The sequence below is a fragment of the Raoultibacter massiliensis genome, assembly GCF_900199545.1.
Classification (GTDB): Bacteria; Actinomycetota; Coriobacteriia; order Coriobacteriales; family Eggerthellaceae; genus Raoultibacter; species Raoultibacter massiliensis.
This window is the reverse complement of record NZ_LT962671.1, coordinates 1,064,921-1,090,888: the sequence shown is the minus strand read 5'-3', so window position 1 is coordinate 1,090,888 and position 25,968 is coordinate 1,064,921. Positions and strand designations below refer to the sequence as shown.

At 59.8% G+C, this 25,968-nt stretch carries 23 protein-coding genes and 4 tRNA genes; 23 read left to right on the top strand and 4 right to left on the bottom strand.

The genetic code is table 11. From position 1 onward, the window contains the following. Positions 1-139 precede the first annotated feature (139 nt). Positions 140-724: a GNAT family N-acetyltransferase gene (locus C1719_RS08860; protein WP_245874453.1), complete on the top strand. Its 585-nt coding sequence runs from the start codon at positions 140-142 to the stop codon at positions 722-724. Between the two features lie 95 nt (positions 725-819). Next, positions 820-1,791 (top strand): metallophosphoesterase family protein, encoded by a 972-nt coding sequence (locus C1719_RS08855; protein WP_102374769.1) that lies wholly within the window; start codon positions 820-822, stop codon positions 1,789-1,791. A gap of 62 nt (positions 1,792-1,853) precedes the next feature. Here C1719_RS08855 and C1719_RS08850 read toward each other — a convergent pair whose 3' ends face one another. The 3 genes from C1719_RS08850 to gdhA all read right to left on the bottom strand — a co-directional run bounded on the left by C1719_RS08850 (position 1,854) and on the right by gdhA (position 4,872). Further along, positions 1,854-2,501, bottom strand: coding sequence for a GNAT family N-acetyltransferase (locus C1719_RS08850; protein WP_102374768.1), 648 nt, complete (start codon positions 2,499-2,501; stop codon positions 1,854-1,856). A 27-nt stretch (positions 2,502-2,528) separates the two neighbouring features. Next, complete coding sequence (locus C1719_RS08845) at positions 2,529-3,329, bottom strand: glycoside hydrolase family 25 protein (protein WP_102374767.1); 801 nt, start codon at positions 3,327-3,329, stop codon at positions 2,529-2,531. Between the two features lie 211 nt (positions 3,330-3,540). Then, positions 3,541-4,872: an NADP-specific glutamate dehydrogenase gene (gene gdhA, locus C1719_RS08840; RefSeq protein WP_102374766.1), complete on the bottom strand. Its 1,332-nt coding sequence runs from the start codon at positions 4,870-4,872 to the stop codon at positions 3,541-3,543. Positions 4,873-5,164: 292 nt separating this feature from the next. Here gdhA and C1719_RS08835 point away from each other — a divergent pair, with 292 nt between their 5' ends. The 17 genes from C1719_RS08835 to C1719_RS08755 all read left to right on the top strand — a co-directional run bounded on the left by C1719_RS08835 (position 5,165) and on the right by C1719_RS08755 (position 23,435). Further along, a complete protein-coding gene (locus tag C1719_RS08835) occupies positions 5,165-6,370 on the top strand; it encodes a Fic family protein (protein WP_102374765.1) in 1,206 nt (401 codons plus the stop codon). 228 nt (positions 6,371-6,598) lie between these two features. After that, entirely contained in the window at positions 6,599-9,109 is a 2,511-nt protein-coding gene (locus tag C1719_RS08830; RefSeq protein ID WP_102374764.1) for a molybdopterin-dependent oxidoreductase, read from the top strand. Positions 9,110-9,119: 10 nt separating this feature from the next. Then, complete coding sequence (locus C1719_RS08825) at positions 9,120-9,698, top strand: 4Fe-4S dicluster domain-containing protein (protein WP_102374763.1); 579 nt, start codon at positions 9,120-9,122, stop codon at positions 9,696-9,698. A gap of 167 nt (positions 9,699-9,865) precedes the next feature. Continuing rightward, a complete protein-coding gene (locus C1719_RS08820; RefSeq protein ID WP_102374762.1) occupies positions 9,866-10,531 on the top strand; it encodes a TorD/DmsD family molecular chaperone in 666 nt (221 codons plus the stop codon). Positions 10,532-10,706: 175 nt separating this feature from the next. Next, positions 10,707-12,728, top strand: coding sequence for an excinuclease ABC subunit UvrC (gene uvrC / locus C1719_RS08815; protein ID WP_102374761.1), 2,022 nt, complete (start codon positions 10,707-10,709; stop codon positions 12,726-12,728). Between the two features lie 42 nt (positions 12,729-12,770). Then, a complete protein-coding gene (rapZ, locus tag C1719_RS08810) occupies positions 12,771-13,721 on the top strand; it encodes an RNase adapter RapZ (protein ID WP_102374760.1) in 951 nt (316 codons plus the stop codon). After that, positions 13,718-14,842: a gluconeogenesis factor YvcK family protein gene (locus C1719_RS08805; protein ID WP_102374759.1), complete on the top strand. Its 1,125-nt coding sequence runs from the start codon at positions 13,718-13,720 to the stop codon at positions 14,840-14,842. The genes rapZ and C1719_RS08805 overlap by 4 nt, the downstream gene beginning before the upstream one ends. Further along, complete coding sequence (gene whiA / locus C1719_RS08800; protein ID WP_102374758.1) at positions 14,821-15,750, top strand: DNA-binding protein WhiA; 930 nt, start codon at positions 14,821-14,823, stop codon at positions 15,748-15,750. The genes C1719_RS08805 and whiA overlap by 22 nt, the downstream gene beginning before the upstream one ends. A gap of 165 nt (positions 15,751-15,915) precedes the next feature. Then, positions 15,916-16,917 (top strand): type I glyceraldehyde-3-phosphate dehydrogenase, encoded by a 1,002-nt coding sequence (gene gap / locus C1719_RS08795; protein WP_102374757.1) that lies wholly within the window; start codon positions 15,916-15,918, stop codon positions 16,915-16,917. A 104-nt stretch (positions 16,918-17,021) separates the two neighbouring features. After that, positions 17,022-18,206: a phosphoglycerate kinase gene (locus tag C1719_RS08790; protein ID WP_102374756.1), complete on the top strand. Its 1,185-nt coding sequence runs from the start codon at positions 17,022-17,024 to the stop codon at positions 18,204-18,206. Positions 18,207-18,234: 28 nt separating this feature from the next. Continuing rightward, positions 18,235-19,008, top strand: a complete 774-nt coding sequence (tpiA, locus tag C1719_RS08785) for a triose-phosphate isomerase (protein ID WP_102374755.1) — start codon at positions 18,235-18,237, stop codon at positions 19,006-19,008. A gap of 8 nt (positions 19,009-19,016) precedes the next feature. Continuing rightward, positions 19,017-20,570 carry a 2,3-bisphosphoglycerate-independent phosphoglycerate mutase gene (gene gpmI / locus C1719_RS08780; RefSeq protein WP_102374754.1) on the top strand — a complete coding sequence of 518 codons (1,554 nt, stop codon included), beginning with the start codon at positions 19,017-19,019 and terminating at the stop codon, positions 20,568-20,570. Between the two features lie 72 nt (positions 20,571-20,642). Next, positions 20,643-20,897 carry a preprotein translocase subunit SecG gene (gene secG, locus C1719_RS08775; RefSeq protein ID WP_102374753.1) on the top strand — a complete coding sequence of 85 codons (255 nt, stop codon included), beginning with the start codon at positions 20,643-20,645 and terminating at the stop codon, positions 20,895-20,897. Between the two features lie 80 nt (positions 20,898-20,977). Next, positions 20,978-21,066: transfer RNA gene (locus C1719_RS08770), tRNA-Leu, on the top strand. Between the two features lie 88 nt (positions 21,067-21,154). Continuing rightward, complete coding sequence (locus C1719_RS08765) at positions 21,155-22,063, top strand: cation diffusion facilitator family transporter (RefSeq protein WP_102374752.1); 909 nt, start codon at positions 21,155-21,157, stop codon at positions 22,061-22,063. A 20-nt stretch (positions 22,064-22,083) separates the two neighbouring features. Further along, positions 22,084-22,797 (top strand): HAD family hydrolase, encoded by a 714-nt coding sequence (locus C1719_RS08760; RefSeq protein WP_102374751.1) that lies wholly within the window; start codon positions 22,084-22,086, stop codon positions 22,795-22,797. Between the two features lie 185 nt (positions 22,798-22,982). After that, positions 22,983-23,435: an 8-oxo-dGTP diphosphatase gene (locus C1719_RS08755; RefSeq protein ID WP_102374750.1), complete on the top strand. Its 453-nt coding sequence runs from the start codon at positions 22,983-22,985 to the stop codon at positions 23,433-23,435. Between the two features lie 67 nt (positions 23,436-23,502). On the opposite strand, the gene C1719_RS08750 is transcribed toward C1719_RS08755, so the two are convergent. Further along, a tRNA-Val gene (locus tag C1719_RS08750) sits at positions 23,503-23,577 on the bottom strand. A gap of 158 nt (positions 23,578-23,735) precedes the next feature. Between C1719_RS08750 and C1719_RS08745 the strand changes: the two genes are divergently transcribed. The 4 genes from C1719_RS08745 to C1719_RS08730 all read left to right on the top strand — a co-directional run bounded on the left by C1719_RS08745 (position 23,736) and on the right by C1719_RS08730 (position 25,967). Next, positions 23,736-23,811 (top strand) — tRNA-Gly (locus C1719_RS08745). Between the two features lie 66 nt (positions 23,812-23,877). Beyond that, positions 23,878-23,951, top strand: a tRNA-Cys gene (locus tag C1719_RS08740). Between the two features lie 178 nt (positions 23,952-24,129). Further along, positions 24,130-25,320 (top strand): GAF domain-containing sensor histidine kinase, encoded by a 1,191-nt coding sequence (locus tag C1719_RS08735; RefSeq protein ID WP_102374749.1) that lies wholly within the window; start codon positions 24,130-24,132, stop codon positions 25,318-25,320. Continuing rightward, entirely contained in the window at positions 25,317-25,967 is a 651-nt protein-coding gene (locus C1719_RS08730) for a response regulator (RefSeq protein WP_102374748.1), read from the top strand. Before C1719_RS08735 ends, C1719_RS08730 begins: the two co-directional genes overlap by 4 nt. Position 25,968: the final 1 nt, after the last annotated feature.

The following is a 25,968-nucleotide window of genomic DNA, read 5'->3' as shown; positions in this document are numbered from 1 at the left end:
TGTTTTCCGAACGTTTTCCACATTGTCTGGTTAGCTTTTTTCGAAGAGAGCGCAAGATCTCGAAAAAAATCATTGTGTCCGCCTTCGCCGATTGCTATTGTTTCTGTTCGCTGGAATTATCAAGAGAAAGAGCACGGTATTGGAGCTGAGGAAAGCGGAGTTCTCCGATCTGGACCGCATCATGGATATACTTGCAGACGGCCGAAGCGCTCTAGCTGCTTTGGGAATCGACCAGTGGCGGGGAGGCTATCCTGCCCGCGAGGTCATTGAGAGCGATATCGCCCGCAGGGAGGGCGTCGTCGTGGCCGACGGCGATATGCTCGTTGCGACTGCGATGGTCGCCTGCCGTGACGAGTTCGACTACCGCTATATCGAAGGCGGGTCGTGGCTGACCGAATCACTTCCCGACGATCCGTGCTACGTCGTCGTCCACCGCGTTGCGGTGACCGGTGCGAAGAAGAACAACGGCATCGGCGCTTCGATACTCGATTACGCTTTACGGCTTGCCCGTGAACTCGGATGTGCGAGCGTGCGCATCGATACGCATCCCGGCAACGTCCCCATGCAGAGGCTTTTGGAAAAAAGCGGTTTCACGAAGTGCGGAACCATATACATCAGCCATGCCGAAGGTGCGACCCCGGAGCGCTATGCGTACGAGAAGACGGTGCGGGGGCGCAATGCCCCTGCTGCCGAGGCGCCGCTGCATTTCGCGGAACTGCGATAAGGGAAAGCGGGCGCATCTTCCGTTTGCTCTGAAATTGTGTCGCTTGCTCGGAAGCCGAAACCTGCGGTTTCGACGCAGGTATAATAAAGCGCACCATGTCGAACGTATCACGTGAAAAAATCGCACTCGTCGTATTCGTCGGGCTGATAGCCGTTTCCCTTTGCGGGCTCATCGGCTATTTGGCAATCGGCCATTCATGGAACGTCGCCGCCTCCAACATCGATGATGCGGCAGGACGCATGGATGGCTACACCGCCATCGTGTTCAAGGGAACGGTCGATCCCGAAGCTGCTGAAAAAAACGGCTCCGGCACGAAGCCGGGCAAGGGCGAAACAGGCGAATCCGATACAGCGGAAGAGATTGCCGATGACGTGGAGTCGGGCTTGTCGGGTCTCGAGCGGTCGAAGAAGGCGACCGATGCTTCGGGCGCGGACGGTCTTGGATCCGATCGCAAACCGATTTCCTCCGATCCCTTATCGGACGATGGGGATGGCGAGGATGCAGCCGATCCGGAGGAATCGGGTAGGAGGCATGCGGCAGGCGGCGATGGCCTGAAGGACGATGCGCGCGCGGATTCGGACTCGACGGGTTCGAATCCGAATCCAGGATCGGGTTCGAGCGGTTCCTCGTCGGCTGCCAAGAAGAAGATTCCGATCGATATCACCGAAGTCGAACAGAGCTACCTCGACAAAAATGCGACGGTGTTCACCATCGATTCCGAAAACCTCGGGAAATACCTGGAAGGGACGATCCTCAAGAAGGGCGACCATCGATTCGGGATATTCAGCGTGACTCCGCGTATGACCAAGAAGGCGATCGAGCAGCAGGTCGAGTACTTCGAGAAGTACAATGTCGACTTCATCGTGGCGCTCACGCCCGACAAAGAGATCTTGGAGGATATCGCCGGAATCGACATCGTCATATCGACGCAGGACGAGGGGCTGTTCGTCATGGGCGAGACGATCAACGGGACGTTTTACGTGAACGCCCCGCAGCTCGGGTCGGCTGGGATCATCCTCATATCGCCGAGCAACGTCGTTTCAGCCAAAGTCATGCAGTCGAGCTAAGGCGCGAAGCCCCGTTAGGCGGAATCGCGGACGCAGGCTGCCGGGTGAAAACGATAAGGCCCTTATTCGGCTTGACAGGTGTCGAGCCAGCGCTTTTTGGTGAGGATGTGGCAGAGGAAATCTTCCGGCACGCCGTCTTGGCCGATTTCCGCAAGGTGGCGGCATCCTTCGTATTCGAATCCGCATTTGTCGATCACGCGCTTCGAAGCTTTGTTCCAGGGGTAGCAGGTGCAGGAGACGGCAGCGAGCTCGAGTGCATCGAACCCATAGGCGAGGACCGCTATGGAGGCTTCGGTCGTGTAGCCCTTCCCCCAGAACTCTGCGCCGATCGCATAGCCGAGCATGAGAACCCTGTCGTATTCCCGTGCGGGATCGGCGATGAGCCCGATCGAGCCGATGGGCGTACCCTGAGGCGTTTCAGGGCGGATCGTCTCTTTGGGAACCAAAGCCCATACGTGCCCCTGCGAGGCTATGTCGCGGATGAAGAAGAGGGAATCGTCGAGCGAGCGATGCGCGGGCCATCCCGCATCGTGTCCGATTCGGGGGTCGCTTGAATAAGCGAAGACCGCTTCGGCGTCAGCGGGTGCGAACGCGCGCAGAAGCAGTCGATCGGTTTTGATCGGGGGAACGTCGCTGACCGGCTCGCCCGACTGGGCGCCGTCCTTGCCGCTTTGGTTGGTTGCGTGGGCGGCGGGGCTGGATTCTTCCATGTCGTTCGTCCTTTCGTGCCTTCGCGGCTACTGATCTTCTGCGATGAAGAGAATGTTCATATCGACGGGCGTGGCAATGCCTGCCACGGTGCCATCGCTTGCGTACTGCCAGATCGTGAAATCGAATTGTCCCGAGGGCGTTTCGACACCGTATTCGGCGAACCATACGTCGATGCCTTCGAGTCGGGACATGTCGAGCCAGGCTATATCGCGCTTGTTGCCGTAGATCATCGGCTCGTACCCTGCGGCGGATATCCTCTCGCAGAAGGCGACGGCGTTTTCGGTGCGCTCGGCGCGCGAAAGCTTGTCGGCGCGTCCCTCGATGCCGGAAACGGGTTCGTGATCGTAGACAACGGGAAAGGACAGCTCGGCGCCCCCAAGCGCGGAGAGGACGAAATCAGCTTCTTCCTCGGCTTCTTCGGGCGTGATCGCCTGCGAGAAAAAGTAGACGCCGAGGGGTATTCCCGCTTTTGCCGCCCCAGCCATGTTCTCCTCGTAATGCTTGTCAAGGTAGATCGAGCCTTCGGTTGCCCCGCGGTTGCCGATTCGCACGAAGGCGAAATCGATGTCGTCCGATGCGACGGCGTTCCAGTCGATGCTGCCTTGATGTTCGGAAACGTCGATGCCCGCAAGCGAGCGTATCTTTCCGCCTTCCGAATACGTGAAGCGGCTGTTCTCCTTGGCAAGCCCCGACCAGTCGTAGGGGCTGACGTAGGCCGGTTCTTCCGGCCGTTCGACCTCGGGGCCCGAACAGCCGGGCAGGGCGAGAAGCGCGAAGGCGAGGGCGCATGCTGCGGCGCAGAGCAGTCGGGTCGAAGTGCGGTGCATCCAGTACCTCCATCGTGCGGCGCCCCGTGCGGCATTCGGCCGAGAATGACTCGAAGCGGTAAAAGACAATCCTATCGAAAAAGCCGCAGTCCGAACCCCATTGCAGGATATGCACACAATCAGGGATTCGCAGCCGAGCCCGCGCTAACGAAAGCGCTCGGGCTGCCGTGGCGAGCCCGAGCGCTTCGGATGTGCGGAATGTGCCGTGAGTTTACACGATTCCCTGAGCCATCATGGCATCGGCGAGCTTCTTGAAGCCGGCGATGTTGGCGCCCATAACGTAGTTGCCTTCGTGGCCGTATTCCTTGGCGGCATCGTCGGCGGCGTGGTAGATGTTCTTCATGATACCTTGGAGCTTGGCATCCACTTCCTCGAACGTCCAGGAAAGGCGCTCGGAATTCTGACTCATCTCAAGGCCCGACGTTGCTACACCGCCGGCGTTTGCGGCCTTGCCGGGACAGAACACGACGCCGTTTTCCATGAGGTAATCGGTTGCATCCATGGTGGTGGGCATGTTCGCGCCCTCGGCGACGATCTTCACGCCGTTTGCGACGAGCGTCTTCGCATCGTCGATGAGGAGCTCGTTCTGCGTGGCGCAGGGCAAGGCGATGTCGACCGGAACCGACCATACGCCCTTGCCGTCATGGTATTCGACGCCCTCTTTGCGGTTGGCGTATTCTGAAATGCGCGCGCGTTCGACTTCCTTGATCTGCTTGACGAGTGCGAGGTCGATGCCCGCGGGGTCGTGGATCCAGCCGGTCGAATCGGACAGGGTGACCACCTTGGCGCCGAGCTGCTGGGCCTTTTCGGTTGCGTAGATGGCAACGTTGCCCGAACCGGACACGGCAACGGTCTTGCCTTCGAAGGAATCGTCATGGCAGTTGAGGTATTCCTGCACGAAGTACACAAGGCCGTAGCCGGTGGCTTCGGTGCGTACGAGCGAGCCGCCGTAGGAGAGGCCCTTGCCGGTGAGCACGCCCACCCACTCGTTGCGGATGCGCTTGTACTGGCCGAACATAAAGCCGATTTCGCGGGCTCCGGTTCCGATATCGCCTGCGGGAACGTCGGTGTCGGCGCCGATGTGGCGGCAGAGTTCGGTCATGAAGCTTTGGCAGAAGCGCATGATCTCCATGTCCGACTTGCCCTTCGGGTCGAAGTCGCTTCCGCCCTTGCCGCCGCCCATGGGAAGCGTTGTCAGGCTGTTCTTGAAAATCTGCTCGAAACCGAGGAACTTGATGATGCCGAGGTTTACGGAAGGATGGAGGCGAAGCCCGCCTTTGTAGGGTCCGAGGCAGCTGTTGTACTCGACGCGGTAACCGCGGTTCACATGCACGTTGTTATCGTCGTCAACCCAGGGCACGCGGAACATGACGACGCGCTCGGGCTCGACGATGCGCTCGAGAAGACCTGCTTTCTCGTAGGCGGGATTCGAATCGATGGCGGGCTTGAGCGACGTGAGTACCTCGGTTACGGCCTGGATGAACTCGGGCTCGTTCGGGTTCTTCTCCTTGACCTGCTCGATGACGTTATCGACATAACTCATCAAAGGACCTCCTTTATGGGGTTGTACGGATTTTTCCATTATACGGAGGTTCACAGGTGCGAAACCAAGATTTAAAGAAGACGAAACAATATGCCTGCCGGCGGACAGAGACTTCGATGCGATTGCCGTTTTACGCGGCTTCGGTGCCTTAAGCGGGCGATCCGGTCCGCCGCGCCTTCAGGGCGGTTTTGCACGATATCCGAAAAGCTGCAAAACCATTGCCCTCCGGCGCGGAAGAAGGTAGCCTTGCGTAAGGCATGCGATCCTCGGGATGGGATAAGGGGGAGCGATCGTGTATACGCCGGACGTCATGAGCAATCAGCGGTTTGCGATATCGCCGGAAACGCAGGCGAACACCGCACGGGCCGAGCGGGCTTTGGTCCGCATGGAAGACAGGGCGCTCCACGGGCACGTCGGCGGCTCGTTGAGGCGGGTCCTATCGCGGCTCGAAGCTATTTCGACGATTCGCATCGAAGGGAAGACGCCAAGGCTTGCGGCCCTGCTTCAGCTTGAAGCATGCGCGGCGGAGGGCGACGACGAGCCGATCCGTCGGGGGGACCCGTTCGATTTCTACGGATTCGGAAACGAGGAAGAACGTCAGGTGGCCGTCGAGGTTCTGTTCTTCGAGCGGGCTCTTGAGCACATCTACCGCACGGCTGAAGCGGAGCCTTTCAACGTGAGCTACCTGCTCGACATCCATTCGCTTGCCCGGTTCGGCTGCGTTGCGGCGAAGAGCGGTGTCGGGATCAGGCGGAAAGCGTGGGTGTCGGAGGAGGCCGTCGCCGCATCGAAGGTTTACGAGCCGCCCGCGCCCGCTGCCGTCGAAGCGCTCGTCGAGGACCTCATGGTATTCAACGGAAGAGAGGTCTACAGTCCGATCACACAGGCTGCGCTTGCCCATTTCCAATTCGAAAGCATCAAGCCCTTCAAATCGGGCATGGATAAAACCGGTCGGCTCATGTGCCATGCGATCCTGCATCGCCGAGGACTCACCAACAGCATCATCGCGCCGATCGGCCTCGAGCCCGCCATCGACACGCCGAGCCACGCGCGCTCTTTGCTCCCGTACAATTTCGGGTGCGCCATCACCGAAGAGAACCGGATGGAATTCATCGATCAATGGGTTGGTTTCTGCGCGCTTTCGGCGGAAGTGTCGGCGCGTGCGGCGGATATGTACCTCGACGCGATATTGCGGCTCAAAGAATCGTGGCTCGATGATTTCGGCAAGCCGAACAAAGGGTCGGCGCTCGAAGATCTGTTCAACGTGTTGCCGGGCACGCCGATTCTCACCGTCAAGCAGGCGGCGGCATTAACGGGCAAAAGCCTTTCGGCGGTTAACGATGCTTTGCTCCGGCTCGAGCGGGCTGGCGTTGTCAAAACGCTCGATCGCTTTCAGCGCGGGAGGCTGTTCGTGGCGCAGCGCGCGGTCGACGTGCTTGAGGGCATCGGGAAGCGCATAACGCCGGAAATAGCAGTCGATCGGGATTCTCTCGGGTAGTCGCCTTTTCCGATCGTCTTGCGGGTTTCGGAAGTTCCCGCAAAAGAAGTCCGCGTCTTTCTTCCCGCTCTATACTGACGGCAAGGGAAAAGCAATGCGACAACGCAATAAGGGATCGGAAACCGACGGGCATCGGTCCGAATCCGTGCGCTCGCATTCAGCTGGAAAGCTGCAGATTTCCAACGACCCCTGGAAAGCTTGACGATGCACTACGAGAGGAGTGGATCCATGTCGAAAACCAACCGAGAAAACAACGAGTGGCTCGCCATGAAAAGGCGAAGCTTCCTCAAGCTCGCCGCGGGCGTCGCGGTGGGCACGGCGAGCGTGCCGATGCTCGCTTCGTGCGCTCCGGAGGAAGAACAGCCTCAGCAAGATTCGAACGTGCCGAGCGGGACGGGCCAGCCCGATTACGACAAGATCGTCAGGACCGTATGCGCACCGAACTGCGTCGGGAGCTGCGGGATCAACGCGTTTGTCAAAGATGACACGATTGTGAAGGTGGAGCCGGCGGAATTTCCCGACAACGCATACCATCGCATATGCCTGCGCGGCATATCGAATGCGATGCAGCGCGTCTATTCCCCCGATCGGGTGAAGTATCCGATGAAGCGCGTAGGCGAGCGAGGATCAGGCGATTTCGAGCGCATCAGCTGGGAAGAGGCGATCGATCTCATCTACGAGAAAATGCAGTACAACATCGACACGTATGGGCCGACGGCGAACTCCTTTTTGGGGATGACCGGAAACTACGGAGTGTTCCCGCAGATCATGGCTTCGCTTTTGGCCATGACGTATGACGGAACGGCGTTCACGAACTTCGGCATCATGGGAGACAACGCCTGCAACATGGGATTTCTGCCGCCGCTCGGTGTGCAGCAGGATGCAAGTGCCTGGGAGGATCTGATCGGTTCGAAGGCCATAATCATGTTCGGCTGCAACTACGCGGAAACAAACATGCAGGAAATGCACTTCATTTTCGACGCGCAGGAAGCGGGAAGCAAGCTCGTTGTCGTCGATCCCCGCTTTTCCCGCACGGCGGCAAAAGCCGATCGGTGGATACCCATTCGACCTGGTACCGATGCGGCCATGGTGTTGGGCATGATGAACCACATCGTCGCAAATAAGAAGTACGACGAGGCTTATATTAGAACGTACACGAACGGCGCCTTCCTCGTCGATACGGAGACCGGAAAGCTCGTCAGGATCGGCGAGGATTACGCCGTCTGGGATGAATCAGCCGGAAAAGCCGTGCCGGTGGCCGCCGTGCCCGACGAGATGAAGCCCGCCTATCCGTCGGTGCAGGTGTCGGGAGACCTTCCGAAAGAGACGGAGGTGCCGAAGACGGCAGCCCTGCTGGGGGCGTTTACCGTCGAAGTCGACGGTCGAAGCGTCGAGGCCAAGCCGTCATTCCAGCTTCTCGTGGAATCCCTTGACGCGTATACGCCGGAAGCCGCGAGCGCGATCTGCGAAGTTCCCGCCGACGACATCGTTGCGCTCGCCGACCTGTATACCGATGAGACCCCGGCGTGCTTGCGGGTAAGTCAGGGGACGAACCGCTACTGGAACGGTCATCTGCCGACGCGTGCGCTCGTGCAGCTTGCAGCCATTACGGGCAACATCGGAAAACCCCATGCAAACATCAATTGGGCGGGCGGCAGCCTCATGCGCATTCTGTTCGCGCTGGGGCCGTCGGCCGTGACGCCGCGAGAGGGGCACGCTTCGACGCCGCAACCCGGCTCCCAGTGGTACGACATCGTCGCCTCGCAAAAACCTTATCCCGTAAAGCTTCTTTGGACGCAGAACTACGGTTGGGGGACGCAGGGGCCCGATCGCAACCGCATGATCGACGAGGTGCTGCCGCAACTCGATTTCATCATCGTATCGGATTCGATCATGACGCCTGGCGCCCAGTACGCCGATCTCGTGCTGCCGGTAACAAGCTATTACGAAGAGCCTTTCGAGATCGTGACGGCATGGTCGTCGATGTACGTGCAGGTGCGCGAACAAGCGATCAGCCCGATGTTCGAGGCGAAGACCGACTACCAGATTGCGCAGATGCTCGCCGAACGCTTCGGCATACTCGAGGAGACGGAGTGGAGGCTCGATATCGAGGAGTACGGGCGCGATCATATCCTCAAGGAAAGCGTTGCCCCCGAGTTCGCTTCCATCGATTTCGAAGAGCTGATGGAAAAGAAAGTCGTGAGGGCTAACTATCCGGAAAACTACGTGGCGTTCGAGAGCATGCGGTTCCAGACGCCGAGCGGCAAGATCGAGCTGTACGCGGAGGGTCTCACCGATTTCGGCGAGGAGCTCGCCTGCCACTACGAGCCGCTCGAGGGAAACCGCAATGAGCAGGCGGCCGTGTATCCGCTTACGTTCATGAACTGCCGTACTGTGTACACGACGCATTCCCAGCACGTACAGCTTCCTTGGATCCGCGAAGTCGCGCCCGAACCATGGCTTGAGATCTCGCCTGAAGACGCCGAGGCGCGCGGCATAGCGACCGATGATGTGGTGGAGGTGTTCAACGATCGCGGCTCGTACAAGGTCAAAGCGCTCGTGACCCCGGAGATCAAGCCCGGATGCCTCAATCAGCGGCAGGGATGGTGGCCGAAGGACTTCCCCGAGGAAACCCACTACAGCGCGCTCATTCAGATGACGCTCAATCCCGCACAGGATGCGATTTCGGAAACGAATTTCGCCCCCTACGATAACCTCGTCGAAGTAAGAAAGGCATAGGTGGTGAGCCATGACGAAATACGGGTTCGCAATCAACCTCCATCGATGCATCGGATGCCGCACCTGCTCGATCGGCTGCAAAATGGAGAACGGCGTTGCCGACGGGCTTCTGCGTATACGAGTGCTCAACGACGAGGAGAGGGCTGTCTACGATACTCCGATGGGAACGTATCCGAATCTCACGATGACCTGGACTCCTGTTCCTTGCCAGCACTGCGATGAGGCTCCATGCGTCGGCGTGTGCCCGACGGGTGCCACGGTGAAACGCGAAGACGGCATCGTGACGATCGACAAGGAAACCTGCATAGGATGCAAGTCGTGCATGGAGGCATGCCCTTACGATGCGCGCGTTTTCGACGGGGAATCGAACACGGTCGACAAGTGCACGTTGTGCGCGCACAGGATCGATGCCGGATTGGGTACCACCATGTGCCAGATCTCCTGTCCTGGACGTGCGATTACCGTCGGCGACATCGACGACCCCGATTCCGATATCGCGAAGATCATCGCCGAGCATGAAACGAAGCACATTCTTGAAACCGAAGGCACTGGGCCTCAGGTTTATTACTGGAATTCGATGGGCAGCTAGGGGCGAGCGGATCGGTTAAGCATGTTAAATCTTCTTCCCGGCTACCGGCCGATCAACCGATAGCCGGGAAGGCGTGGCGCGTCGAGCGGGTTCTGCAACGTCAGGAGGCCGTTTCGCCTGCCCAGGTGCTTGGCGCTCCGACGAGTCGACGCGAGGAAGGAAGAAGAATGCCAAAGAGTCATGAGAAAGCAGGGTTCGCACGTGCCGAAGCCGAGTTCTTCGGGCTATCCTGCCGATGCCTTCAGCGGCCCGACGAAACGCTCGCCGCCTTGCTGAAGGAGGGCGGGGTGTCGATCAGGCTGCGCGAATTGCTTTCATGCGAAACAGGAGACCGCGCATTCGATCCCGTCGGCGCGATCGAGGCATTCGAGGCGGAATGCGCGGAAATGCCCGTCGACGGCATCCGCCTGCGCCTCGAAGTCGATTACAATCGGCTGTTCGTCGGACCGGGGGCGTTGCTCGCGCCACCGTATGAAAGCTACTATGCGAGCGAGGCGAGGCAGGCCGGGGGAGGCAGGCTGCGAACCGAGGACGAGCGTGCGGTCGCTGCCGCGTATCGGAAAAGCGGGTTTGCCGTGCCCGAGCCCTTGGTCGAGCTTCCCGACCATATAGCCATCGAATTGGAATTCCTCGCGCGTCTTGCCGGTGCGGAAGCCGACTTTTGGGAGCGCGGGAGCGAAGAGGAGGCACTGGAGAGCCAGAGCGCCCAAGCGCGTTTCATCGAGGAGCACTTGGGCACATGGGCAAAAGCCTTCGCCGAGCGTGTAGGGGCGGGGTCTCGCACCGTGTTCTATCCCGCCATCGCCAACCTCGCAGCTGCATACTGTTCGTAACCCTCTCCCGCAGAATGAACGATGTTCTTACGCAGGGACGCTTTGCGGCGGCATCGGGGTGCGCGGAAGGCGCGAGTGCGGGTGAGACTTGCTGTGCGGGGCGCCGCCTTCGGCGCCCCGCGTTCCTATGATGGAAACGTGAACGCATGTTTGCGCGATATCGTATACTAGACGCATGGATAAACTCGACCGCATCAAAAACGAACTCAACAGCGTACCGACGCTTCCCGGCGTGTACCTCTGGAAGGACAAAGACGGGCAGGTCATCTACGTTGGCAAGGCGAAGCAGCTCCGCGCGCGCATGCGCCAGTACGTGAACTACCAGGATGATCGGGCGAAAATCCCGCTGCTCGTCGATCAAATCGAATCGTTCGACTATCTTGTCACCGAAAACGAACATGAGAGCCTGGTTCTTGAGAAAAACCTCATCAACCAGTACTCGCCGTATTTCAACGCCGATTTCAAAGACGATAAAAGCTATCCGTTCATAGCGTTGACCAAGGGAGATGTGTTTCCCGCCATCAAATACACCCGTGAAAAGCATCGTGCGGACACCAGGTATTTCGGCCCTTACACCGATAGCCGCGCCGCTCGCGAGATGGTCGATATAGCCCGGCGGGTCGTTCCCTTGTGCTCGACTTCATGCGCCGATTGGCGACGTATGAAGCGCAAGCTCGAAACCGAGGATCTGGCTGCGTTTCTCGGCTCCGACGGCGTGAAGCCCTGCTTTGACGCGCATGTGGGATTGGGGCCGGGCGCATGCTGCGGCGGCATCGCTCCCGAGGAGTACAAGAGCAACGTGAAGCGCATCGAGCGCTTCCTCGCGGGTTCCCATCGCGAGTTCGTCGAAGAGCTCGAGGAGGAAATGCGCGAAGCGGCGGAGGTGCTCGATTTCGAGAAGGCCGGTCGCATCAAATCCCGCATCGAGACCATCAACTCACTCACCGATCGGCAGCACGCGGTGTCCTCGCGCAACCTCAATGCCGATGTGGTCGGCGTGTTCCGCGAGGAGACGATAGCGGGGGTGAACGTGTTCATGATCCGCGAAGGCCGCATCATCAACAGCAACGAGTTCATCCTCAACAAGGGAAAAGACGTTCCCGACGAAGATCTCGTGCATGTTTTTCTGCTGCGCTACTACGATACGACGACCTCGATTCCCCATGAGGTGATCGTGCGCGAAGAACCCGACGATACGGCAGTCATGCAGGAATGGCTGACCGAGAAGCTCGCAAGCCCCCATGGCGCGAAGGTTCGCATTACGGCGCCGTTGAAGGGCGAGAAGGCCGATCTGCTCGACATGGCCGAAATGAACGCCAAACACGCGCTCATGCGCTACAAGGTGCGCACGAACTACGAGGACAAGCGCATCAACGAGGCGCTGCTGCAGCTCGAAAGCGCCCTCGCGCTCGACGAGCCCCCCATGCGCATCGAGTGCTTCGACATATCGACGATACATGGAAGCTACACGGTGGCCTCCATGGTCGTGTTCACCAACGGCAAGCCCGACAAGAACCAGTATCGACGCTTCAAGATCAAGACGCCCCTCGACGAGGCGAACGATTTCCTGTCAATGCAGGAGGTGCTCGGCCGTCGCTATGCTCCCGAGCGCATGGCCGACGAGCGATTCGGCAGCAAACCCGATCTCATCATTCTCGATGGCGGGAAGCCGCAGCTGTCGGCCGCGATCGAGATGTTCGGCGAGCTCGGCATCGACGATATCGCGCTCGCCGGCCTCGCGAAACGCGACGAGGAGCTGTTTGTGCCGTGGCAGGACACGGGCCCGGTGGTGCTCCCGAGCGGTTCGGCATCGCTTTACCTTGTGAAGCAGGTGCGCGACGAGGCCCATCGCTTCGCCATAACCTTTCATCGCGAGCTGCGCGGCAAGGGAATGACGGCCAGCGTGCTCGACGATGTGGTAGGGTTGGGACCGGTGCGCAAGAAGGCCCTCATGAAGGCGTTCAAATCGTTCAAGAACCTCAAAGCGGCAACGGTCGACGAAATCAAGGCGACGCGAACCGTTCCTGAAGAAGTTGCGGAAGAGCTGCATGCGGTCCTGCGGCAGTATAATGAGAAAGAGAACACCGAGCTCTCCGCCTCGCGGAGCGTCGAGGGCGATGCCGTGAGCGGCGATCGCGCCGTCGAGGGCGAAGCCGCACCGGGCGAGCCGCAAGGGGGCGCCCGAGAAAATGCGTGAAACAAAGAAGGCCAGGCCATTCGAGCATGTCAGGAGTGCGTTATGAGCAGCGAAACGGATATCGGACAACCCTGCGAAGATCAGAGCCCCGCGATGCCCGAGCTCGTCATCGTAACCGGTATGAGCGGGGCGGGGCGCACCGAGGCGATGCATGTATTCGAGGATCTGGGATACTTCTGCATCGACAATCTCCCGGCCAGCATGATCGGCACGCTGCTTGCGCTCGAGGGAATGCCGGGCCAGCCCGATGCCCAGCGCAAGCTCGCAGTGGTCTGCGATGCTCGGAACCGCGATTTCTTTTCGGATCTCATGTGCGAGATCGATGATCTCAAGCAGCGGGGCGTCGCCTATCGGCTCGTGTTTCTCGATGCCGACGACGACAAGCTGATCGCCCGTTACAAATCGAGCCGCCGCCGCCATCCCCTGTGCGGCGAGGGGATCACGATCGGAGGCGGCATTCAGCGGGAACGGGAGCTGCTCAGCTCTATCAAGGATTCGGCAAGCGAAATCATCGATACGACCGACATGCTTCCCCAGGAGCTGAAAAGCGCGATACGATCGCTTTTCTCGGGTGGCGACGAGCGGGCGGCGCTCACTGTGACGGTGTATTCCTTCGGCTTCAAGCACGGTGCGGCCCTCGATGCCGATATCGTGATGGACGTGCGCTTTTTGCCGAACCCGTACTACGAACCAGAACTCAAGGGCCTGACGGGCCTCGATGCCCCCGTGCGCGATTTCGTGATGTATCGTAGCGAAACCGAGGAATTCCAGAAGAAATGGCGCTCGCTGCTCGATTGCGTCATGCCCGGATACGTAGCCGAAGGCAAGCAGCAGCTCGCCATCGCGATCGGCTGCACCGGAGGCCAGCACAGAAGCGTCGCCCTCGCTGAGGCGACGGGCGAGTACCTGAAAGCCAAGGGCTACCGTGTGAGCATCGCGCACCGCGATCTGTCGCTCGCCGAGACGGGCAAGGCGGGACGGGGTCGGAAATGACCGGCCATCCCTTCAGCCAAGATCCCTCGAACACCGCGGCGTTCGCGGCGATCAGCGGTTCGGAGCCGTTCGTGCCGCAGGACAAACGCATTCGCGCCGTCGTCATCGGGGGAGGAACCGGTGCACCCGTTTCCATCCGAACGCTGCTTTCGATGGGGTTCGACACGAGCGCCGTCGTGGCCATGGCCGACGATGGCGGATCGACCGGCATCTTGCGCGAAGAGGCCAACGTAACGCCCCCCGGCGATGTGCGAAAGTGCCTGGCCGCGTTCGCGGCGGACGCGGACGATCCGATGACGCGCGCGTTCAAGTACCGTTTCGAATTCGCCCGGAACCACACGCTCGGCAACCTCATGCTGTCGGCCCTCGAGGATGCGACTGGATCGTTTCCCGAGGCCATATCGATTTGCGAGAAGCTTCTCGACGCACGGGGGCACGTGTATCCCTCGACGCTCGACCGCGTGACGCTGTGCGCCCAAACGCGCGACGGCGCACGGTTGGTGGGGCAGGCCAACGCCTGCCGATCCGCAACGGCGCTGCAATACGTGTGGCTGCAGGCGAGCAGGGAGCCCGAGCCCTATCATCCCGCGATCGAGGCCATCAAGGGAGCCGACCTGATCGTACTCGGCCCCGGCTCGCTTTTCACCTCGATCATACCGAACCTGCTCGTGCCGGGCATCGTGGATGCCATCCGCGCATCGAGGGGACGGACGCTGTTCGTGTGCTCGCTTGCCGACATGCAGGGCGAGACATGGGGCCTTTCTGCGAAAGAGCATGTGGAAGCCCTTATGGAACACGGCATGCAGGGCCTGCTCGACTACGTGCTGGTGCATGCTCCTGCGCCTTTGAGGCCCGAGGACGCCCTTTCGGAAAGCTACAACGCGGCGGTCGGCGAAAGCGACGGGTCGTCGTCGCTGTCCGATCTCGGCGACGCCCGGCTTTCAGGCCGCGTTCGCCCCGTATCGGTTTCGTATGCCGACATTCAGGTTATCCAGGAGCGGGGACCGGTGGTCGTCGCACGCAACCTCGTCGATCCGAACAGGCCCACGTGGCACGATCCCCGGGCGCTTCGGGCGGCGTTTGCGGGGGTGATGAGGCTGTGTCGTTCACCGCGGAGGTAAAAGACGAGCTCGCACGCGTGGCACCCATGTGCAGCCACTGCGACAAAGCGACCCTCGCCGCGCTCGTGCGCATCGAGGGCACGTTGTTCTTCAGCGGGCCGGGTCGCTACCGCATCGAGATCGCAACCGATGTGCCGAGCGTGGCCCGGCTGGTCATCAAGCTTCTCCATGGCATCTACGAGCTTAAGACGAACCTCACCGTGCGCCGCAGCGTTCTTCACAAGACGCCGAACTACCTTATCGAGGTGCCCACGCAGCCCAGGCTCGAACCGGCTTTGCGGGATATGGGCGTGCTGTCCGGCGAAGGGCTCGAGATGGGCATTGCAGACGAGCTTGTCGAGAAGCAGTGCTGCGCCGCCGCCTACCTTCGCGGCGCGTTCCTCGGAAGCGGCTTCATCTCCAACCCTCGGGGCGATTTCCACTTCGAGATCACGGTCGAATCGGAAAGCCTTGCCGATGGCCTTGTCGAACTCATGGCGAATAAGGGAATCTCCGCACGCGTCATGCAGCGCAGAAGCTCGTACATGGTCTATCTGAAGAGCGGAACCGCGATACTGGAGTTCCTCGCTTACGTGGGTGCGCACCACAGCGCGCTGTCGATGGAGAACGAGCGCGTCATTAAGAGCGTGCGCAACGATGTGAACCGCATCACGAACGCCGAGATCGCAAACCAGGCCAAGGCGGCGAACGCATCGGTCGACCAGATATTCGCCATCCGTAAGGTGGTGGACGCCTACGGGATGGAGAACCTTCCTCCCGCGCTGCAGGAGTTCATCAAGCTGCGCGTGACCAATCCCGACGCAACGCTTAAGGAACTCGGCGAGAAAGCGAACCCGCCCCTGTCCAAATCGGCGGTGTATCATCGCGTTCGCCGTATTGAGCAGATGGCCAAGGATCTGGGAGAGTAAACTGAATCAGGCGGCACGGAGGTGATCTCCCGGGCTGCGAAGCCTCCCTTTGCGGATGCTTTTTTTGTGGGAATGCCTGCGGTTATGGAGGCTCGGCAACCCGCAAGGGTACCATTGCTCCAAGACTGCTGGCTTGATGAGTATCTTTATTGAAAGGGGATACGAATGACAACCAAGGTAGGTATTAACGGATTCGGTCGCATCGGCCGTCTGGTGTTCCGCGCGATGGCGAACGATCCCGAGCTGGAAGTGGTCGCCGTGAACGACCTGGGCGACATTCCGACCATGGCTCACCTGCTGAAGTACGATTCCATCCACGGACGCGCATTCGATACCGTCGAAGTGACCGAAGACGGTTTCGTGGCCGACGGCCGCGCGGTCAAGGTCCTCTCGGAGCGCGAGCCCGCCAATCTTCCCTGGGGCGAGCTCGGCGTCGACATCGTCGTCGAGTCGACGGGTTTCTTCACCGATGGAACGAAGGCTGCGGCCCATCTCGAGGCCGGTGCGAAGAAGGTCATCATCTCGGCTCCCGCTAAAAACGAAGACATCACCATCGTCATGGGCGTGAACGACGGCGATTACGATAAGGAAAAGCACAACATCGTTTCGAACGCTTCCTGCACGACGAACTGCCTTGCGCCCTTCGCGAAGGTGCTGCTCGACAATTTCGGCATCAAGCGCGGCTACATGAACACGATCCATTCCTACACCAACGATCAGAAGATCCTCGATCTTCCCCACAAGGATCTGCGCCGTGCCCGCGCCGCAGCCCTCTCCATGATCCCGACCACTACTGGCGCTGCTCGCGCGGTGTCGCTCGTGCTTCCCGAACTCAAGGGCAAGCTCGACGGTTTCGCAACCCGCGTTCCCACGCCCGACGGATCGATGGTCGACCTCACGGTCGAGCTCGAGCGCGAGGCGACTATCGAAGAGATCAACGCCGCCATGAAGGCCGCGGCCGAAGGTCCGATGAAGGGCATCCTCGAGTACACCGAGGATCCGATCGTCTCGGTTGACATCGTGGGTGATTCCCATTCGTCGATCTTCGACAGCAAGCTCACGATGGTGATGGGCGGCCAGGGAACGTTTGCCAAGTGCATCTCCTGGTACGACAACGAGTGGGGCTATTCGAACCGTGTGAAGGATCTTGCCAAGATCATGCTCTAGCAGAATACGCGACCGCCCGGGGATTTCCCGGGCGGTCGTTCTATGTGCGGGCACTCAACACCGCAGTCCCGCAGTGGTATCGGTGCAGTATCGAAAGGATTTCCATGTCCGACATCAAAACCCTCGAATCGGCGGATGTCGCCGGCAAACGCGTGCTCGTGCGCGTTGATTTCAACGTTCCGCTCAAAGGCGGCGAAGTGACCGATGACACTCGCATCAGAGCCGCTCTGCCCACGATCGAGTATCTGATGGGGAAAGGGGCCCGTCTCATCCTCATGAGCCACCTCGGGCGTCCTTCCGGCGCGGGCTTCGAAGACGAATTCTCGCTTCGCCCCGCCGCGCGCCGCCTGAGCGAGCTTCTCGGCAAGCCGGTCGTGTTCGCAACCGATACCGTCGGACCCGACGCCCAGGCCAAAGCCGCCTCTCTTGAGGATGGACAGGTTTTGCTCGTGGAGAACCTCCGCTTCGACAAGCGTGAGAAGAAAAACGATCCTTCCTTTTGCGAAGAGCTCGCCGCGCTCGGCGACGTGTATGTAAACGATGCGTTCGGCACCGCCCATCGAGCCCATGCATCGACTGCGGGCATCGCCTCGCTTCTGCCCTCGTATGCGGGATATCTGCTCTCTGATGAGGTTTCGACGCTTACGGGAATGCTCGAGGATCCCAAGCGGCCCTTCGTCGCGATTCTCGGCGGCTCGAAGGTTTCCGACAAGATCAAGGTGATCGACGCGCTCATCGATAAATGCGATACGCTCATCATCGGCGGCGGCATGTGCTTCACCTTCCTGCTCGCCCAAGGCAAGCAAGTCGGCGCTTCGCTCAAGGAAGAGGACTGGATCGAGCGGGCCGCCGCAACGCTCGCGCGCGCCGAGGAGGCCGGCGTGAAGATCCTCTTGCCCGCCGACGTGGTCGCGGCCGACGCGTTCGCCGAAGATGCCAGGACGGAAACCGTTTCCGCCGACGCGATCCCCTCTGATATGATGGGCCTCGATATCGGCCCCGAGACGGCGAAGCTGTACGCTTGTGCGATCGCAGAGGCGAAAACCGTGTTTTGGAACGGACCCATGGGCGTTTTCGAGATGAAGGCGTTCGAGGCTGGAACGAAGGCGGTCGCCCAGGCGGTTGCCGGCAACATCGAGGCGGATACCATCATCGGCGGCGGCGACAGCGTGGCTGCCGTAAACAAATTCGATTTGGGAAGCGAAATGACCTTTATCTCGACAGGCGGCGGCGCTTCGATGGAGCTCGTGCAGGGCGAGGCCCTTCCCGGCGTCGAGGCTCTCAGATAAAGCGTATCAAGCGAAAGGAATGATGAATATGGCGCGCACCCCCATGATGGCCGGCAACTGGAAGATGAACAACACCATTGCAGAGGCCGTGGTTCTGACTCAGGAGATTTCCAACCAATACGAGAAGAAGGAATGGGACGAAGCCGTCGAGATCGTGCTGTGCACGCCGTTCACAGATCTCAAGCCCGCGAAAACCGTTCTCGATTTCGATAAGGTCAAGATCAAAGTGGCCGCCCAGAACGTGTACTGGGAGCCGTCGGGCGCGTTCACGGGAGAGATCTCGGTTCCCATGATCAAAGAGATCGGATGCGCCTATTCGATCGTCGGCCATTCAGAACGCCGCGAGCTGTTCGGCGAAACGGACGAGATGGTAAACAAGAAGGTCAAGGCGCTTGTGGCCGAGGGCATGGGTGCCATCGTGTGCTGCGGCGAATCGCTTGCCGTGCGCGACGAGGGCACGACGCTCGAATACGTGACCGCGCAGGTGCGGGCGGCGCTCGCCGGGCTCGATGCGGCTGAGATCGCGCAGTGCGTCATCGCCTACGAGCCCATCTGGGCGATCGGCACGGGCCGCACCGCAACGCCCGAGCAGGCAGACGAGGTGTGCGCCGCCATCAGGGAAACCGTGGCCGAGGCAGCCGATGCCGAAACTGCCGAGGGTATGCGCATCCTGTACGGGGGGTCGATGAACCCCGGCAATGTGGACGGCCTCATGGCCATGGAGAACATCGACGGCGGCCTCGTCGGCGGTGCGAGCCTCAAAGCCGAAACGTTCGTCCAGCTCATCAAAGCCTGCCTGTAGGAGCGCCGATGACTTTTGCGGACAAGGACGCGTGCACGCTGCCCGCGTGCCTCATCATCATGGATGGGTTCGGTCTTGCCGAGCCGGGAGACGGCAATGCGATAGCGCTTGCTGAAACGCCGATTCTCGACGCGGTGTTCGAAACCTGTTCGAAAACCGTGCTCGACGCGTCGGGCGAGCCTGTGGGGTTGCCCGACGGCCAGATGGGAAATTCGGAGGTCGGGCATCTCAACATCGGCGCCGGTCGCGTCGTATACCAGGAGCTCACAAGGATCAACCGCGCCTGTCGCGACGGATCGCTTGCCGAAAATCCCGTCATTCGGAAAGCGTACGAGCAGGCAAGCGAGCCGGGAGCCGTGCTTCACCTCATGGGCCTCCTCTCCGACGGGGGCGTGCATTCGAGCAACGAGCACCTTTACGCGCTTCTCGATCTCGCCGCTTCGATGGGGGTGCCCGAAGTGCGCGTCCACTGCTTCATGGACGGGCGCGACGTGCCGCCGAAGAGCGGGATCGGCTTCATCGAGGAGCTGCTCGATGAGATCGCGCGCGTTGAAACCGATGCGACTTCGATAGCGATCGGCTCCATCGACGGGCGCTATTATGCGATGGACCGCGATAACCGTTGGGAGCGCGTCGAGCGGGCGTACAGGGCGATTGTCGGGGGAGAGCCGCTCTCTTCGGTCGATCCCATCGAAGCGATGCGCGCGTCGTATGCAGCCGATGTGACCGACGAGTTCTTCGTCCCGCTTTCGTTCGACGAGCGCGGCGTGCGCGATGGCGATTCGGTCGTGTTCTTCAACTTCAGGCCCGATCGCGCGCGTGAGATCACCCGAGCATTCGTCGACGAGGCGTTTTCGGGATTCGAGCGGGCGATTCGTCCGCGCGTGTCGTTCGTGTGCCTGACCGAATACGATCCGACCATTGCGGCGCCGATAGCCTTCGCAAAGGAGTTTCCAGGCAACGTGCTCGCCGACGTGCTCGCCGATTCAGGCCTTTCCCAGTATCACATTGCCGAAACCGAGAAGTACGCGCATGTCACGTTTTTCCTGAACGGGGGCGTGGAAGAGCCGAAGGCGGGCGAGGTGCGCAAGCTCGTGCCGAGCCCGAAAGTGGCTACCTACGATCTGCAGCCCGAGATGAGCGAGCCGGAGGTCGCATCTTCGCTTGCCTATGCAATTGAAAACGACGAGGCGGATGTCTACATCGTCAACTTCGCAAACTGCGATATGGTGGGCCATACGGGCAGCATTCCCGCTGCCGTGAGCGCTGTCGAAGCCGTCGATGCGGGCGTCGGCAAAGTGTTGGAGGCGCTCAAAGGCAAGGGCGGCGTTGCGCTTTTGACCGCCGATCACGGGAACGCCGACAAAATGCTTGCCGAAGATGGAACGCCGTTTACCGCGCACACCACAGCGCTCGTTCCGCTCGTGCTGATCGACTATGCAGATACGGGGCGTGCGCTGCGCGATGAGCGGGGAGCCCTCTGCGACATCGCGCCGACGCTGCTCGAGCTTGTTGGGCTGCACGCGCCTTCGGAGATGACAGGAAAAAGTTTACTTGCGTAAAGGAGCAGGGTGCGGTTATAATCGATAACTTGTGAGCGCACACAGAAAAGTACGGTTGAGGAGTAGAGAACTTTGAATCCCTTGTTGATTGTCACGCTGATTCTGCTGGTTGTTTCCGGTATCGGCTTGATCATATTCATTTTGCTGCATTCGGGTAAGGGCACGGGCATTTCCGATGCCATCGCCAGCTCGGTGTATTCGACGCAGACAGGTACGAGCATCGTCGAGAAGAACCTGGATCGCATCACGATTATCTTCGCTGCGATCTTCCTGCTGTCGTTGCTGGTTCTCATGATCATCTATCCTCACGGCACGATCTCGAAATAGTTCTAAATAGTTTAAAAAAATCCTGTACAAACGCGTTGGTTTTGGTAGAATATCCAACGTTGCTTTTGAGCAATACATATGTCGGAGTGGTGGAACGGCAGACACGCTAGCTTGAGGTGCTAGTGCCCACATTACGGGTGTGCGGGTTCAAATCCCGCCTCCGACACCAGAAAATCGAAGGGAGTCCATGCGGCTCCCTTTTTCGCATACGCCCGCGAAGCGGACGGCTCGAACGTCTCGGACGGAAAGGATCGGACATGGCGAAAACGGCGATGCTTGCAAAGCCGCCCGTTTCCGACCGCATGCGGTCGATAAAGCGGGTGTTGTGGGTCATCCTGTTTCTGAACCTCGGCGTTGCGGCGGCGAAGTACTTTTACGGCATGGCGACGGGTTCTGCCGCCATGCAGGCAGATGGCATCCATTCGGTCTTCGATTCGGCGGGCAACGTCATCGGGCTGATCGGGATCGCCCTCGCTTCGCGTCCGGCCGACGAGAGCCATCCTTACGGGCATGCGAAATTCGAGACCTATGCGAGCTTGGCAATCGGCATCCTGCTTTTGCTTGCGGCTTTCGAAGTCGGCTCGAGCGCGGCGGGCAAGCTCATCTCGCAAAATTACACGGCTGAGGTGACACCGTTCTCGTTTATCGTGATGATCGCGACGCTGTGCGTGAATCTGGGCGTTACGTTCTACGAGCGCAGGCGTGGAAAGGAGCTCAGAAGCGAGGTCCTTTCCGCCGATGCGAGCCACACCCTTTCCGATGCGCTCGTCTCGATCGGCGTTATCGTAGGGCTCGTTTTCGTTTCGTTCGGTTTTCCGGCTGCCGATCCCATCGTCGCACTCATCGTGACCGTCGCCATATTGGCGACCGCCTACGACGTCTTCAAGCATGCGTTCGCGACGCTGTCGGATCATGCGCGCATTCCCGACGAAGAGCTCAACGCCTTCGTCATGGGAATCCCCGGCGTGAAGGAGGCCCATCGCATCAGAACGCGGGGAACCGAAGGCGAGGTGTACGTCGATCTTCACGTATGCGTCGACGAGGACATGACGGTGGGCGCGGCCCACGATTTGAGCGAGCAGGTCGAGGATGCGATCAAGCTCAAATATCCGCAGGTAATCGAAGTGCTTGTCCATATCGAACCCGACGACGGCCACCGAGACTGAGTCGAGGGCGAGGAGGCTGTATGGTCAAAGCGGTGTTTTTCGATGTGGGTTCCACGCTCATCGATGCTGACCCCGAAATCGACGGAACGTTTTGCGAGGTTGCGGCTGCGCGTGGGCACGAGGTTGATCCCGCCGAGGTGAGCGCCTGCCTTCCCGCCGTGAATCGCTTCTACGAGGAGGAGTATCTGCGCGACGGTGATTTCTGGTGCTCGCCGGAAGGTTCGGTGGAGATGTATCTCGATATGTACCGGTATCTGAGCCACCTGACGGGGCTTGCCCACGACGCCGAGGGCATCGCCGCCGATGTGAACGAGGCGTATTGCCGGCCATCGTATTGGAGGATACACGATGACGTGCTCCCGTGCCTCAAGGAGCTGAAGAGAAGTCATCTGAGGCTCGCTATCGTATCGAACTGGTCTCCCAACCTCGAAAATCTGATACGGGGGCTTAGAATGGCTCCTTACTTTGATGAGATCGTATCATCGGCCGATGTGGGGTACCGCAAACCGAATCCGATGATCTTCACGATTGCCCTCGAACGCATGGGCCTTGCGCCGTCGGAGGTCATGCATGTGGGCGATCGACCCGATGCTGACGGAGCGGGCGCGGCTGATGCCGGCATTGCGCCGGTGATCCTCGATCGAGCCGAAACGCTGGGCGACTGCGGGTTTGCGACGGTGCGATCGCTTTTCGAGTTACCCGCGCTGGTCCGAGCCGCCCAATCAGGGCGGTAGCCGACATCGGTTTCAACTGCAAGACGAGATCGGTTCTCTCCCGAAGTCGTGAGGCGCGCCGCCCATGTAAGGTTGGTATCGGTTTCTCTACCGTTTTTCGGGATTGGGACCCGACCATTCGGGCGATGGTATAGTGGTGCAATCAGGGCGAAAAGCCGCCGCGTACCCGATGAAAGCGTGTTGCCATGGCCAGCGAGCAAGCGATCGTGACCGTGCTTTGCATGGTTTACAAAGATGACGAGATCCTCCTTCAAGACCGCGTTGCCGAAAACTGGCCCGGCGTGACGTTTCCAGGCGGGCACGTCGAGCGCGGAGAATCGTTCGTCGAGGCCGTCAAGCGCGAGATATGGGAGGAAACGGGACTCACCATAGAGCATCCCCGCCTGTGCGGCGTCAAGCAGTTTCAATCGGAAGAAGACGAGCGCTACATCGCGCTTCTGTTCAAGACCTCCGAGTTCTCAGGCGAGCTTTCTTCTTCCGCCGAGGGCAAGATGCGGTGGATAAAGAGGGGAGACATCGATTCGTATCCGCTCGTTCCCGATTTCCGAGAGCTCCTTGCGGTATTCGATTCCGATGAGCTGCAGGAGTTCATGTACCGCACCGGCAAAGAGGGCAACAGCTGGTTCGAGTTGCATTGACGGGAGCTTCCGCATCGGACGAAAAGAAAAAGCCGGAAATCGATTCGACTTCCGGCTTGCTTTTAAATGGTGGGCGATAGAAGATTTGAACTTCTGACCCCTACCGTGTCAAGGTAGTGCTCTCCCCCTGAGCTAATCGCCCGCTTTGACGCAGCGCAGATGCATTGCGCGCCAGCGAATGGATATACTACCAGATTGAGCGCTTCTGGCAAAGGATATTTTAAAAAAACTTCTCTAGGATTTTTTCAAAAAAAGGGCTTGCGCTCACCCCTGGGTTTCAGTATCATATCTCCTTGCGTTGCGGACGTGGCTCAGCTGGTAGAGCACGACCTTGCCAAGGTCGGGGTCGCGGGTTCGAACCCCGTCGTCCGCTCCATCGTAGATTCGGGCCGGTCATTCATAACTGTGTATGGCCGGCCTTTTTCGATGAAGATGCACGCATGGCGACGTGGCCAAGTGGTAAGGCAGAGGCCTGCAAAGCCTTCACCCCCGGTTCGAATCCGGGCGTCGCCTCCAAAAATCCTTCAAACGCCTTCGGGCGTTTTTTATTTGTCCGCTCCGAAAACGCAGATGCGCTTGGATTGCTGCGCTATGCCGTCGAGCACCGTCTAGACCAGCCCATATGGTTCCGCACGGTCAAGCTCCAAATGGTATCATGGGAAGAGATCGTTGATCGGACGTTGGAGGCAGGGGTATGACCGCATCGAATTTTCCGGAAGAAACGCTTGCCGGCGGGTATGCCGTGTACACGGATGCGGTCGGAGAGCTGCGCAGGCGCTACAGCTTCGATTTCGTTGCCATCGGCTTGACCGCTTTCGTCGGAGCGCCTCTCAAGTGGATATACAGCGCCGGCGCCACGGGCGAGCGACACAAGCGCATCGTGCTCGCTCCCGGCCACGGCATCGGCGGCATCGTGATCAAATCGGGGAAGCCGATGCTCTTCACCGATATCGACGAGGAGATCGATCCCCAGGAGTACTCGTCGTATCCCATCGTGTTCGCCGAGGATTTGAGGAGCTTCTGCGCTTTGCCGCTCAAAAAGAACGGGCGGGTGGTCGGATCGCTGCTCGCTGCGTTTCGCTCGGTCGAACCAAACCACGTTGCTGTATACCAGCAGATGATAGACGATTTGGGCGACGCGCTGTGCGATCTCGAAGTCGTTTCCGAAGGCTTCATGAATTTCGAGAAGATCGTGGAGGAGAAAAGGCCGGCGAAGAGCGGCGCTCCGATTCCCCATTCTGAAATCACGCGTATCATCGGCGCGCAAGAAGACGAGCGCAAGCGGATATCGCGCGAGCTTCATGACGGGATCGCGCAGGAGCTGTGGTCGGTTTCGTTTTCCCTCAAGCGCCTTCGCGATATGAGCATGGGCGCCGAGGAAAGAGCGCTTATCGACGAGGCGGGGGCGAACATCGAGAGGATCCTCGACGAGTTGCATAACATCACCGTGGAGTTGCGGCCCTCCGCGCTCGATCATCTGGGGTTCGCGTCGGCTCTGCGTTCGCAAGCGGCGATCTTCGAGAGGACCTACGGCGCCGAAATCGTGTTCGAAGGCGAGCTGTCAACCGAGCGGTTTCCGCAGGCCCTGGAAACGCAGGCGTACCGCATATGCCAGGAAGCGATGCTCAACGCATGCAAGTATTCCGATTCCGACCGGATCGGCGTTTCGATAGAAAGCGCAGGGGGATGGCTTCGCGTGTCGGTTTCCGATGCCGGCTGCGGTTTCGACGTCGAGGAGCCGGAGATACGCGGATCGGGTTGCGGACTTCCGGGGATGAAGGAGCGCGCGCTTCTGATCGGAGCCACGCTGACGATAGAATCAGGTGAAGAGGGTACGACGGTTACGCTTGTCGCGCCTATGGGAACGGATGAGGGGGCGTTGTGATCCGCATAGCATTGGCAGACGATCACGAGATCGTTCGAACGGGATTCAAGATGCTCATCGAGCAGGATCCCGAGATGGCGGTCGTCGGCGAGGCTGCCGATGGCATGCAAGCCTACGAAGTCGTCGGAAAGGAAAAGCCCGATGTGCTCTTGATGGACATCTCGATGCCTCCGGGGCAAAGCGGGCTCGTGGCCTGCGAGCGCATTGCCAAGGACCATCCTGCGACGCGCATCGTCATCGTCACCATGTTCGCCGAGCCCGAATACCTTTACTTCACCTTGCGGGGCGGCGCATCGGGTTACGTGCTCAAGAACTCGAGTTCGGAAGAGCTTCTCGGCGCTATCAGATCGGTTGTGCGAGGCGGAACCTACATCCACCCCAAAATGGCTGCAAACTTGACGAAACAGCTGTTCGCGGGTGAAGGGGAAGAGGGAAGCGACGTTTCGTACAAGAAGCTTTCCGCTCGGGAGCTTGAAATACTCCAGCTGCTTGCGAAGGGTTACACGAACAAGGAGATATCGGAGCTGATCTTCCTTTCGGTGAAAACGGTCGAGGCGCATCGGAGCAAGATCTACGCGAAGCTCGGGCTCAAAACGCGCGCTGATCTCGTGGCCTACGCGATGGCTCACAAATTGCTCGACGTGTAGA